Genomic DNA, 13,045 nt, shown 5'->3' with positions numbered 1-13,045 from the left:
GAATCATGAGTTTCCTGACGCTGGACCTGAACCTGCTGCGCGTATTCGACGCCGTAATGACCGAGCAGAACCTGACCCGCGCCGCGGGCCACCTGGCCATGACGCAGCCGGCGGTCTCGAACGCGATCAAGCGCCTGCGCGAGAGCCTGGGAGACGAGTTGCTGATCCGCACGGCCTACGGCGTGAAGCCGACGCCTCGCGCCGAAGCCCTGTGGCCCTCGGTGCGCAGCGCGCTGGCATCGCTCGAATCGGCCGTGGCGCCGGGTTCGTTCGATGTCTCGAAAGCCCATGCCACCTTCCGGCTGGCGATGGCGGATGCGACCGCCGCCTTCTTCCTGCCTTCGCTGATGCGCTCGATCGAGGCGGAAGCCCCCGGCATCAACGTACGCATGGTGCCGCTGACCACCCGCGAACCGCGGCCGATGCTGCTGCGTGGCGATATCGACCTGGCGGTCGGCTTCTTCCCCGGCGTGGCGGCCCAGCTGTCGTATGAAACGGCGTCGCCGATCCGCCACGAGCGGCTGTACTCCGGCATCTACGTGTGCGTGATGCGCCGCAATCACCCGCTGGCGAAGGAAGAGCTGACGCTGGACAGCTATTGCGAGGCCAACCACCTGCTGGTGAGCTTCTCCGGCCGCGCGCATGGCCTGGTGGACGAGGCATTGGCGCAATTGCAGCGCGAACGCCGCATCCTGCTGACGGTGAACCAGTTCTTCACCGCCGGCCGCGTGGTGGCGAACTCCGACCTGATCACCGTGCTGCCGAAGCACCTGATCGCCTCGACCGGCATGACGGACGCGCTGGTGTACAAGGAACTGCCGTTCACGCTGCCCGCCGTGCACCTGGACATGCTGTGGCACGAACGCGATGCCCGCAGCCCCGCCCACAAGTGGCTGCGCGCGCAGATGGAAGGCATGCAGTCGACGGCGCAACGCACCGCGCCGAACAGCTCGCCGAAGGTCGATACGCACTGACATCGGTGCACAAGGCATGCGACACCGGGGGACAGGCCGCAATGGCCTGTCCCCCGGTTTGCTTTGGCGTCAGTGGCCCGCCGACTTGTAGCCGATGCGGAACCCGCCCCAGTGCTTGCCGTTCACATGAATCGGCGCCGACAGGTCGTGCATGACTTCGCCGGTATCGCGTTTATAGGTTTGCAGCAGGAACGGCCGCGTGTTGCTGCCGCAGCGCCGGCCGGTGCGGTCGGTGAAGATGCGCTTGGTGCGGTTGTTGACGATGTCCACATCGTAATCGCCGGTCAGCGACTGCGAATATTTCCTGTTATGCGTCGGGAAATAGCCGCCGTCGTCGACCGCGCCGGCATAGGCCAGCTGCGGCATCGCCGCCAGCAATCCTTCCTGCAGCGGTGGCAGCGCGCTGTCGGTGAACGTGTCGAACTGCGTGGTGTACTTGGGCGGATTGGTGCCGGGCACCGGCTGGTAGCGGCGGTCGAACAGCGCCTCGCGCGTGATCCTGCCGCTGGCGATGGCGTCCTCGAAGATGCGGCCGACGTCGGCGGCGGCACGCTGGGCCGCCGCGCGGACGGCGTCATGCGACGTCGGCACGCCCGCCTCGGCCAGCGCCCCGGCAATGATCTCGGCGCGCTCGGCCAGCGCCATCGCGGAAGCCGCCACGCGGGGCAGGTCGCGGTCGGTGGACAGCATGCTGTCGCGGATCCGGGCGATCGCATCGGCGATCACCTGGGCCGTGGCCACCTGTTCGCGCGACGCGTGCGCGATCTGGCCGATTTCCTGTTCCGATTCCTGCGAAGAGTGTTCGATGTTCGTCAGCAGGGCGTGCACGGTGCGCACGTTGCCGGCGGCCCCGGTCACGGCCTCGGCCAGCGAGGTCATGCCGCTGCTGGCCTTGCCGGCCTGGTCGTTAATCTCGCGCACCATCTGGCTGATCTCGTCCGTGGCGGTCCTGGTACGCTGCGCCAGCTGGCGCACTTCGCCGGCCACGACGGCAAACCCGCGGCCCTGTTCGCCGGCGCGCGCCGCTTCGATCGCGGCATTGAGCGCCAGCAGGTTGGTACGGGCGGAAATTTCCGAAATCGCGTCCGTGATACCGGCGATACGGCCTGCCTTCTGGCGCAGGTCGGCCATCGTGTCCGCGGCTGTCCGCGCCGCGCTGCTGGCGCCGGAGATACGCGACAGTCCGGTATCGGCCTCGGCGCGACCGGCCACGGTTTCTTCGCGCACGCGGTGGGCGACCAGGGCCGCGCGCTCGGCGTTGACGGCGATCTGGCCGGTGGTGGCGGCATTCTGCCGGGTGGCGGTGGCAATGCTGCCGGACGTTTCGACATCCTCGCCGATCCTGGTCTTGATGGAATCAATGAAATAGGAGGTTTCCGCGGCGCCGATCATGATCGCATCGATTTCATTGCCAACGGTGGCCGCGAAGCGGCGCGGGCCGTCATCGCGGCCCGGGCGGCCGCCGAAACGGGCCAGTGGCACCGCGATCGCCACCGCCAGCAAGGCCGGCCACAATGCCGCGTCGCCGAATACCAGCCAGGCCGGCACACTGCCCGCCGCCATGGCGCCCACGGTCCATCCCGCATACTGCAATGCTGTGCGCTGCATCTGGTCTCCTCCGGCGCAACGCCGGCGAGCGGGCCGCGCCTGTTCGATCGCTTATTTGATGGGCAACTTGCTGGTATTCTTCACTTCTTCCATTACCGCATAAGTGTGGGTTTCGCGCACGCCTTTTTGCAACAGTGTCTTGCCGAGGAATTCCCGGTAGGCCGCCATGTCCTTCACGCGCGCCTTGACCAGGTAATCGAAGCCGCCGGCCACCATGTGGCATTCGAGCACCTCGGGGATCAGTTGTACGCTATGCTTGAACGCATCGAAGACTTCCGGCGTCGTGCGGTCCAGCACCACTTCGATGAAGACCAGCAGCGAAACGTCCAGCAACTGCGGGTTCAGCTGGGCGGTATAGCCCAGGATATAGCCCGAATCGTGCAGCTTGCGCACCCGTTCCAGGCATGCGGCGGGCGACAGGTTCACCCGGGCGGCCAGCTCCACATTGCTGATGCGGCCATCGCTTTGCAGTTCCATCAGGATCTTTTTGCTGATCTTGTCTAACATCGTCTATCCCCACCATTAATTTTATTTGGTTAAATTCTCTCACCAAAAATGTTGTATGGCTAGCCCCCAGCATTACCAGAATTAATCCAGAAGAATCCCGCATACAATCGAATCATTGGCAACAGCCACCAAAGTCGTACCAAGCCGTAACCCCAACACGCTCCGCAGACGTCGTTTGCCGGGCGTGTTTTGCTAGGTAGCTGCCTGGTTTGTTAACCCTTCGATAAAGATTGTTCCCATGAATGCCCCAGTCCCTTTCAACGCCCTGCAAGCCGAAATCCTGCGCGACCCGTCGCCGCTGCGCGCGGCGATCACGGCGGCCTACCGGCGCGACGAGCGCACGGCCGTGCAATGGCTGCTGGCGCAGATCCGCGACCGCGGGCCCGAAACCACGCAGCAAGCCCAGGACCTGGCACGCCGCCTGGTGACGGCGGTGCGCCAGAAGCGCACCCGCGCCTCGGGCGTGGATGCGCTGATGCACCAGTTCTCGCTGTCGTCCGACGAAGGCGTGGCGCTGATGTGCCTGGCCGAGGCGTTGTTGCGCATTCCGGACCAGGCCACCGCCGACCGCCTGATCGCGGACAAGATCAGCAAGGGCGACTGGAAACGCCACCTGGGCGAATCGCCGTCGCTGTTCGTCAACGCGGCCACCTGGGGCCTGCTCGTTACCGGCAAGCTGGTCGGTTCGTCCAGCGAAGAGAAGCTGGGATCGGCGATCACGAAACTGATCGCCAAGGGCGGCGAACCGCTGATCCGCAAGGGCGTCGACCTGGCGATGCGCATGCTGGGCAACCAGTTCGTGACGGGGCAGACGATCGACGAGGCGATCAGGAACGGCCGCGACAACGAAGCGCGCGGTTACCGGTATTCATACGACATGCTGGGCGAAGCCGCGCTGACGGAGGCGGACGCCGCGAACTACTACGCCAGCTACGAAACGGCGATCCACGCGATCGGCCGCGCGTCGAACGGCCGCGGCATCCGCAACGGCCCGGGTATTTCCGTGAAGCTGTCGGCGCTGCATCCGCGCTACAGCCGGGCGCAGCGCGACCGCGTGATGACGGAACTGCTGCCGCGCCTGCGCGCGCTGGTCCTTCTCGCCAAGGGATACAACATCGGCCTGAACATCGATGCCGAAGAGGCCGACCGCCTGGAACTGTCGCTGGACCTGATGGAAGCGATGGCGTTCGACCCGGCGCTGGCCGGTTTCGAAGGCATCGGCTTCGTGGTGCAGGCTTACCAGAAACGCTGCCCGCTCGTCATCGATTTCCTGGCCGACCTGGCGCGCCGCAGCGGCCGCAAGTTCATGGTGCGGCTGGTGAAAGGCGCGTACTGGGATGCCGAAGTCAAGCGCGCCCAGGTGGAAGGCATGCCGGGTTATCCGGTGTACACGCGCAAGGTGTACACCGACGTATCGTATCTCGCCTGCGCGCAGCGGCTGCTGGCCGCCACCGATGTGATCTACCCGCAGTTCGCCACGCACAACGCGCAGACGCTGTCGACGATCTATACGTGGGCCAAGCGCGACGGCATCGACGACTACGAATTCCAGTGCCTGCACGGCATGGGCGAAACGCTGTACGACCAGGTGGTGGGCAAGGACAAGCTGGACAAGGCCTGCCGCATCTACGCGCCGGTGGGCACGCATGAAACGCTGCTGGCCTACCTGGTGCGCCGGCTGCTGGAAAACGGCGCCAATTCGTCGTTCGTCAGCCAGATCGTCGACGAAAGCATTCCGGTCGATGCGCTGATCCAGAACCCGCTCGATGTCGCGCGCAGCCAGGGCGGCGCGCCGCACCCGGCCATTGCCTTGCCGGCGGACATGTTCGGGGCCGAGCGCAGGAATTCGGCAGGCCTCGACCTGTCGAACGAGGATGTGCTGCGCGAAGTCGCGCAGGCGCTGGCGCAGCCGCGCACGTGGACGGCCGCGCCATTGCTGGCCGCGCCGCTGCCGACCGACCCGGCGGCGGCAGGGCAATCGCCCCAGGCGGTGTTGAACCCGGCGCAACAGGGCGATATCGTCGGCCACGTGACCGAAGCCGCCGCGGGCGACGTCGAGCTGGCGCTGGCCAGCGCCAGCGGCGCCGCGGCGGACTGGCAATCGGTGGAACCGACGGCGCGCGCCGCGGCGCTGATGCGCGCGGCCGACCTGTACGAAGCCCATATGCTCGAACTGATGGCTTTGGCGATCCGCGAGGCGGGCAAGTCGCTGCCGAATGCGATTGCCGAGGTGCGCGAGGCGGTCGACTTCCTGCGTTACTACGCGCAGCAGGTCCGGCTTGAAAAAAACGTGCAGGCGCTGGGGCCTGTCGCCTGCATCAGCCCGTGGAACTTCCCGCTGGCGATCTTTACCGGGCAGGTGGCGGCCGCGCTGGCGGCCGGCAACGTGGTGCTGGCCAAGCCGGCCGAGCAGACGCCGCTGATTGCCCATCGTGCCGTCGAGCTGTTGCATGAGGCCGGTATTCCACGCGCGGCCCTGCAATTTTTGCCCGGCCGCGGCGAAGTCGTCGGCGCAGGCCTGTGCAGCGATGCGCGGGTGAAAGGCGTGATCTTCACCGGCTCGACGGAAGTGGCGCAGCTGATCAACCGCGTGCTGGCCAGGCGCGCCGTGGCGGAAGGGAGCGATATCCCCCTGATCGCCGAAACGGGCGGACAGAATGCGATGATCGTGGACTCCTCGTCGCTGCCGGAGCAGGTGGTGCAGGATGCGATCGCGTCGGCGTTCGACAGTGCCGGCCAGCGCTGCTCGGCGCTGCGCGTGCTGTTCCTGCAGGACGACATCGCCAACAAGACGATGAAGATGCTGAAGGGCGCGATGAGCGAGCTGAGGATCGGCAACCCGGACCGGCTGGTGACCGATATCGGCCCCGTCATCGATACCGAGGCGCAGCAGAACCTGATGGCGCATATCGAGAAAACCAGGCAGTCGTGCGTGGCGCACTTCTCGCTGGGGCTGCCGGGCGACGCCACGGGCACGTTCGTGCCGCCGACGGTGCTCGAGATCCGTTCGCTGGCCGAACTGACGAAGGAAGTGTTCGGTCCCGTGATGCACGTGGTCCGCTACAGCCGCGCCGAGCTGCCGAAGGTGATCGACCAGATCAATGCCAGCGGTTTCGGCCTGACGCTGGGCGTGCATTCGCGGATCGACGAGACGATCGACTACATCACGTCGCGCGCGCATGTCGGCAACATTTACGTGAATCGCAATATCGTCGGTGCCGTCGTCGGTGTGCAGCCGTTCGGCGGCGAAGGCAAGTCCGGCACCGGGCCGAAGGCGGGCGGTCCGCTGTACCTGAAGCGGCTGCAACGGGCCGCCGCGCCGGTCGAGACGCACGCGCGGCAATCGACGCCCAGCGTGGATGCGCTGGCCGTGTGGGCGCGGGCGAAAGGCAAGGACAAGCTGGCGGCGCTGGCCGAGCAGTATGTCCGCTCGACGCCGCTCGGCACCGAAACCGTGCTGCCGGGCCCGACAGGCGAGCGCAACACGCTGCGCTATGAAGCCCGCGGTACGATCGCCTGCTTCGCCGATTCGCAGGATGCGCTGCTGAACCAGCTGGCAGCGGCCCTGGCAACGGGCAACCGCGCCGTGGTGGTCGCGCACTCGACCGGGCTGGTGCCTGCCGACCTGCCGGCGGCGCTGCTGGACCGGGTGCACGTGGTGGGCAGCCTGGAAGCGCTGAAGGACAATTTCCAGATCGCGCTGGTGGAGTCGCCGCTGGCGGCCCAGGTACGGGTACCGCTGGCCGAGCGCGACGGCGCACTGGTCGCCGTCGTCGACACCACGCCGGACAGCCCGATCCCGTTGTGGCGGCTGATCGCCGAGCGGGCGCTGTGCGTCAATACGACGGCGGCCGGTGGCAATGCCAGCCTGATGACGCTCGGTGCCTGAACCGCATCACACCCACCGCAATAGCAAAAATGGCGCTTCGGCGCCATTTTTTCGTCCTGCGTGGCCGGATACCGATCCGGATGCCATTGAGAACCCTTGTGAGGGACCGTGGCGGCGTTTAATAGCTTAATTCGTGCCAGCCCCGCTCTTACCCGTCAAAACGGCCATAGCCCCGCCTGGAGCTTCCTGTGCCATCGTCCAGTTGCGACAGAAATTTTCCAGAATGCCGAAGGCGTAGCGCGAAGCAACGGTTTTCACGAAATGCATGAAGTCGCCGGCGGCGCTTTCGTTGGCGTTGTCCGAGATCGTGCGGATCACCGCGAACGGGATTCCCAGCTCGAAACACACCTGCGCCACCGCGGCACCTTCCATCTCCACCGCCAGCAGGCCCGGCAAGGCGTCCTTGAGGGCCGCCAGGCGCACGCCGTCGTTGATGAACTGGTCGCCACTGCCGATGAGGCCGCGGTGCACTGTGGGGCCGCTCATGCCTTCCAGGAAGATTCCAGCAGCATCGGCAAGGCGTGAACTCAGGCCCAGGTCGCTCGGCAAGTGAGACAGGCCCGTCAGCGGCACTTCGAAGCGGGGAAACAGCGGGGAAGCATCCATGTCGTGCTGGACCAGCGCTTCGGCAATCACCACGTCGCCGACCCGGACATTGAAGTCGGCACTGCCGGCAACGCCGGTAAAAAGGATGTGGGTAACTTCAAACTTTTCCACAAGCGTTGCCGCCGTCATTGCCGCTGCCACCTTCCCGATACGCGACAGCACGGCCACCGTGTCGACATCCCACAGCGTGCCGCACGTGTATTCGCGCATGCCATGGGAGTGATGAACAGGCGTCTGCATGGCCTGGATCAGGCCTTCCTGCTCTTCCGCGAGAGCGGAAATGATGCCAAACCGTATTTTTTTTCCTGCAGACATGGGATTTGGAAGCATTGCAGGCGGGTTTTCCATGTTTTGCGCGCTGTTGGTTTACAAGAATAAATATAAATATAAAGCTGGTAGTAGATAGTAAACCGCGCAGTCGCTGTGGATAAAGCTGTTAACATCCACAAAATCAGTTGTTTACGGTCCTGTAAACCAGCTGGACAAGCATTGTATCGGAGCAGGACGAGTTCTGAACAAAAAAACCGGTTACCCATCACTGACCGGTTTACGCACATCCAACCCTGTGGATATGCATGAGCTTATCCACAGCCCCCCTGAAATCCCCCCGTTTTGCCAGCCAGCCACCCTGCCACCAGTGCGTCCGCCGGCCTTTCATCATCAAAAAAGCGTTCTGTAATCCAGCGCGGTTCGCTGGTGTTCCGTTTTTATCGTTACTGAACGGTCTCGCAGGGCGCGGTCGAATTCTGCAAATCCGGTTTCCAGTATCCTGGACGAGCCATTCCGGCGGCGCACAGCGTCGTCGGTTTACAAATAAAGCAGGTATACATACTGATAGTGATTGTTAACAGATTGCGCTTTCTGTGGATAAGTAGCGGCGGAGCAGTAGAATCAACGGTTTACGAACTGCACAACCACACGCGTAAACCTTGTATGGCCGAGGAACGGTTTTTGGACAAAAATGGGGATCTTGACAGCCGCACCGTTTACGCACAAACGATACCTGTGGATATCCATAAGCTTATCCACAGGCCCTAGGAGGCATCATGACGCTGCAATTCCCGATTTCGTCGCTGTTTCTTCATCCGATCATCCAGGGGCCGATGGCCGGCGGCGCCAATACGCCGGCACTGGTCGCGGCCGTTTCGAATGCCGGCGCGCTGGGTTCGCTGGCGTGCTCGCTGCTGGCGCCCGACGCCATTCGCAGCCAGGTTGCTGAAATCCGGCAACTGACGGACCGTCCATTCCTGCTCAATTTCTTTATCCAGGAGCAGCCGAACCCGGATCGCGCGGACATTGCCCGTGCCGTGGAACTGTTGAAACCCGTGTGGTCGTCGCTGGGCTGGTCCGAGCTGGCGCTGCCGTTCAAATGGTGCGAAGATTTTTCCGCGCAATTCGCCACGTTGCTGGCATTGAAACCGGCAGCGGCCAGCTTTACTTTCGGCATCCTGTCGGCCGGCCAGGTACGGCAGTTGCACGACGCGGGCATTGCCGTGATCGGTACGGTCACGCATGTCGACGAAGCGATCGCCTGGCAAGAGGTGGGGGCGGACGCGGTGATTGCTTCCGGCATCGAAGCCGGCGGCCACCGCGGAACGTTCATCGGCGACCAGCGCGATGCCACGCTCGATGCGCTGGCCCTGTTAAAAGCGGTCGTTGCCGGGGTCACGATTCCCGTTATTTCGGCCGGGAATATCATGACGGGGGCGGACGTGCGCGAACGCCTGGACCTCGGTGCCGCCGCTGTCCAGATGGGGACGGCGTTCCTTGTCACCGACGAATCGGGCATCCACCCGGCCTACAAGCACCGGTTGCAAATCGCCGGTTCGTCGTCAACCCGGCTGACGCGGGCGTTCTCCGGCCGCTACGCGCGCGGCCTGGTCAACCGGTTCATGCAACAAATGGAAGAGTTCGAGGACGAGGTGCCGCCGTATCCGGTGCAGAATGCGTTGACGGGCCCGATCCGCTTCGAAGCCGCCAAGCGCGGCGATACGGAATTGATGTCCTTATGGTGTGGAACAGGGGTAGGGCGGGCGCGCCGGATGGGGGCTGCCAGGCTGGTCGAAACGCTGGTCGCCGAGATGCGCCGGGAATGATTCGCTGCTTGTTTTGCAAGGCGTCAATATCATCGGCAATACTGCTGTGCTGCACAATTCGTGCGTTGACGGCAGGCGAAAAATGACAAAAATAGGAGAGGAAGAAGTACGGATACGGCATGCAAGCTGCAATTGACCGGATTTAGCGTTGTTGCGCAAAGCGCAAATCTACTTTGGTTGCGTAGCGTTTATGCAAAAGTTCATGGTAGTTATACGGTATTGTTTGGCAAATTTGTTGTGCGTATGATCGACAAAAAATTTTAGCAGTATGTAAAGAATCCTCAGGGAGACGCGATGTCAAACTTCATCTTGGAAACGAGGAATTTGACCAAGGAGTTCAAGGGTTTCACTGCTGTCAATGATGTGAACCTGAAGGTTCAGCGCGGCCATATCCATGCGCTGATCGGCCCCAACGGGGCCGGCAAAACCACCTGCTTCAACCTGCTGACCAAGTTCCTGGTCCCCACTTCCGGCCAGATTGTCTTCAACGGCAAGGACATCACGTCCGCCAAGCCGGCCGGTATCGCCCGCATGGGGGTGATCCGTTCGTTCCAGATTTCCGCCGTCTTTCCCCATCTCACAGTGCTGCAGAACGTGCGTATCGGGCTGCAGCGCCAGCTCGGCACCACGTTCCACTTCTGGCGCAGCGAACGCACGCTGGACCGGCTCAATGACCGCGCGATGGCACTGCTGGCCGAAGTCGACCTGGCGCACTTCGCGGACACCATCACGGCGGACATGCCGTACGGCCGCAAGCGCGCGCTGGAAATCGCCACCACATTGGCGATGGAGCCCGAACTGATGCTGCTCGACGAACCCACGCAGGGCATGGGCCATGAGGATGTGCATCGAGTGCAGGAGCTGATCAAGAAGGTGTCGAGCGGCCGCACGATCCTGATGGTGGAACACAACATGAGCGTGGTTTCCGGCATTTGCGACCGGATCTCGGTGCTGCAGCGTGGCGCGATGCTGGCCGAAGGCACGTATGCCGAGGTTTCGAAAAATCCCCAGGTGATGGAGGCCTACATGGGCACCGAAGCAACCGAACTGGTCGGAGCGCACTGATGAATGCCCCGGCCACCTCGAATGTCCACCTGCCCGCCAGCGAACCGGCGCAATCGGCGCTGGAAATCGCCGACCTGCAGGCCTGGTACGGCGAGTCGCACATCCTGCACAACGTGAACATCACCGTGAAGCAGGGCGAAGTCGTCACCCTGCTGGGCCGCAACGGCGCCGGCCGCACCACGACGCTGCGCGCGATCATGGGCCTGACGGGCGCCCGCAAGGGGTCGATCCGCATCAACGGCAAGGAAGCGATCGGCCTGTCGACCCACCGGATCGCCCACCTCGGCGTTGGCTATTGCCCGGAAGAGCGGGGCATTTTCTCGTCGCTGTCCACGGAAGAAAACCTGCTGCTGCCGCCGGCGCTGAAGACCGAGGCGAAGGGCATGTCGGTCGACGAGATCTACGAGATGTTCCCGAACCTGAAGGAGCGCCGCAACAGCCAGGGCACGCGGCTTTCCGGCGGCGAGCAGCAGATGCTGGCCGTTGCCCGCATCCTGCGCACCGGCGCGCGCCTGCTGCTGCTCGACGAGATTTCCGAAGGGTTGGCGCCCGTCATCGTGCAGGGCCTGGCCCGGATGATCCGCACGCTGAAAGCCAGGGGCTACACGATCGTGATGGTGGAACAGAATTTCCGGTTCGCCGCGCCGCTGGCGGACCGGTTCTACGTGATGGAGCATGGCCAGATCGTCGAGACCTTTGCTGCATCCGAACTGAACGCCAAGATGCCGGTGCTGACCGAGCTGCTGGGCGTATGACAGGCAGGGGAAGTCCATGCCGCCTTCAGGCGGCCCAATAACACCTACTGATTGGAGACGACAATGAAATCAATAATTAAAGCGACAACCATGCCGACCATGGCGCGCAAAGTCATTGCCGGCGCTGCCGCGATCTGCGCCATCGGCCTGTCCGGTACCGCATCCGCGCAGGTGTCGGGCGACACGATCAAGATCGGTTTCATCACCGACATGTCCGGCCTGTACACGGATATCGACGGCGCCGGCGGCGCCGAAGCGATCAAGATGGCGATCGCGGATGCCGGCACCGTCATCGCGGGCAAGAAAGTCGAGTTCATCTCCGCAGATCACCAGAACAAGGCGGACATCGCCGCGTCCAAGGCCCGCGAATGGTTCGACCAGCAGGGCGTGGACCTGCTGATCGGCGGCACCAATTCCGGCGCCAACCTGGCAATGGCGAAAGTGGCGGCGGAAAAGAAGAAGATCTTCATCTCGATCGGCGCCGGCTCGTCGCGCCTGACGAACGAGGAATGCACGCCATACACCGTGCATTACGCCTATGACACCGTGGCACTGGCGCGCGGCACCGGCGGCGCGATCGTCAAGCAGGGCGGCAAGGACTGGTACTTCATGACGGCCGACTATGCGTTCGGCCAGTCGCTCGAGACGGACACCGCGGCCGTCGTCAAGGCCGGCGGCGGGCGCGTGCTGGGTTCGGTGAAGCACCCGCTGTCGGCATCGGACTTCTCGTCGTTCCTGCTACAGGCGCAGGCGTCGAAGGCGCAGATCCTGGGGCTGGCGAATGCCGGCGGCGATGCGATCAACTCGATCAAGGCCGCCAACGAGTTCGGCATCTCGAAAAAGATGAAAATGGCCGGCTTGCTGATTTTCATCAACGATATCCATTCGCTGGGCCTGAACACCACGCAGGGCATGTACCTGACGGACGGCTGGTACTGGGACCTGAATGCCGACACGCGCGCCTGGTCCAAGCGCTACTTCGCCAAGATGAAGAAGGAGCCGTCGATGCTGCAGGCGGCCGACTATTCCGCGGCGACCAACTACCTGAAGGCCGTCAAGACGCTCGGCACCGACGATTCCGACAAGGTGATGGCCCACCTGAAGAAAACCCCGATCAACGACATGTTCACGAAGAACGGCGTGATCCGTCCAGACGGCCGCATGGTGCACGACATGTACCTGATGGAGGTGAAGAAGCCGTCCGAGTCGAAGTACCCGTGGGATTACTACAAGGTGGTGACCACGATCCCGGGCGATCAGGCGTACATGACGAAGGCTGAAACCAGGTGCGCGCTCTGGAAGTAATGCGGCGCATCGGGGCCTGAACCAGGCGGGTGTCGGCGTGGCGTGCAGTCGGGGCCGGCCGCCGTGCTGGCTTGCAGCAGTACGCCGGGTGAGACGATGAGACGGTAGTGAGACGCCACGGCGAGGCGCGATAGCGAGTCGCCGCACCGGGCTGGTGTACCGGCCAGTGCCGGCCACGATGCCGGCGGCATCGGCGGTAGCCGGCATCGGTCGGGCAGGCACCGGATTCATGCCGGACCG

At 63.7% G+C, this 13,045-nt stretch carries 9 protein-coding genes; 6 read left to right on the top strand and 3 right to left on the bottom strand.

Annotated elements, in window-relative coordinates:
- Window positions 1-5: 5 nt before the first annotated feature.
- Entirely contained in the window at window positions 6-974 is a 969-nt protein-coding gene (locus GJV26_RS13405) for a LysR family transcriptional regulator (RefSeq protein ID WP_155709242.1), read from the top strand.
- A gap of 69 nt (window positions 975-1,043) precedes the next feature.
- Here the strand turns inward: GJV26_RS13405 and GJV26_RS13400 are convergent, their stop codons facing one another.
- Window positions 1,044-2,582, bottom strand: a complete 1,539-nt coding sequence (locus tag GJV26_RS13400; protein ID WP_155709241.1) for a methyl-accepting chemotaxis protein — start codon at window positions 2,580-2,582, stop codon at window positions 1,044-1,046.
- Between the two features lie 51 nt (window positions 2,583-2,633).
- Window positions 2,634-3,089: an Lrp/AsnC ligand binding domain-containing protein gene (locus tag GJV26_RS13395; RefSeq protein ID WP_130186877.1), complete on the bottom strand. Its 456-nt coding sequence runs from the start codon at window positions 3,087-3,089 to the stop codon at window positions 2,634-2,636.
- A 238-nt stretch (window positions 3,090-3,327) separates the two neighbouring features.
- On the opposite strand from GJV26_RS13395, the gene putA reads away from it, so the two are divergent.
- Entirely contained in the window at window positions 3,328-6,978 is a 3,651-nt protein-coding gene (putA, locus tag GJV26_RS13390; RefSeq protein WP_155709240.1) for a trifunctional transcriptional regulator/proline dehydrogenase/L-glutamate gamma-semialdehyde dehydrogenase, read from the top strand.
- A 126-nt stretch (window positions 6,979-7,104) separates the two neighbouring features.
- Here the strand turns inward: putA and GJV26_RS13385 are convergent, their stop codons facing one another.
- Window positions 7,105-7,899, bottom strand: a complete 795-nt coding sequence (locus tag GJV26_RS13385) for a 5'-methylthioadenosine/adenosylhomocysteine nucleosidase (protein WP_155709239.1) — start codon at window positions 7,897-7,899, stop codon at window positions 7,105-7,107.
- A gap of 731 nt (window positions 7,900-8,630) precedes the next feature.
- Here GJV26_RS13385 and GJV26_RS13380 point away from each other — a divergent pair.
- The 4 genes from GJV26_RS13380 to GJV26_RS13365 all read left to right on the top strand — a co-directional run bounded on the left by GJV26_RS13380 (window position 8,631) and on the right by GJV26_RS13365 (window position 12,805).
- A complete protein-coding gene (locus GJV26_RS13380; protein WP_155709238.1) occupies window positions 8,631-9,680 on the top strand; it encodes an NAD(P)H-dependent flavin oxidoreductase in 1,050 nt (349 codons plus the stop codon).
- Window positions 9,681-9,974: 294 nt separating this feature from the next.
- Window positions 9,975-10,745 (top strand): ABC transporter ATP-binding protein, encoded by a 771-nt coding sequence (locus GJV26_RS13375; protein WP_155709237.1) that lies wholly within the window; start codon window positions 9,975-9,977, stop codon window positions 10,743-10,745.
- Window positions 10,745-11,500 (top strand): ABC transporter ATP-binding protein, encoded by a 756-nt coding sequence (locus GJV26_RS13370; protein WP_155709236.1) that lies wholly within the window; start codon window positions 10,745-10,747, stop codon window positions 11,498-11,500. The genes GJV26_RS13375 and GJV26_RS13370 overlap by 1 nt, the downstream gene beginning before the upstream one ends.
- A gap of 99 nt (window positions 11,501-11,599) precedes the next feature.
- Window positions 11,600-12,805 carry an ABC transporter substrate-binding protein gene (locus tag GJV26_RS13365; protein ID WP_155712461.1) on the top strand — a complete coding sequence of 402 codons (1,206 nt, stop codon included), beginning with the start codon at window positions 11,600-11,602 and terminating at the stop codon, window positions 12,803-12,805.
- Window positions 12,806-13,045 lie beyond the last annotated feature (240 nt).

The organism is Pseudoduganella dura, from assembly GCF_009727155.1.
Lineage (GTDB): Bacteria > Pseudomonadota > Gammaproteobacteria > Burkholderiales > Burkholderiaceae_D > Rugamonas > Rugamonas dura.
Note: the sequence above shows the minus strand (reverse complement) of the source record. Positions and strands in the feature narration are given on the sequence as shown.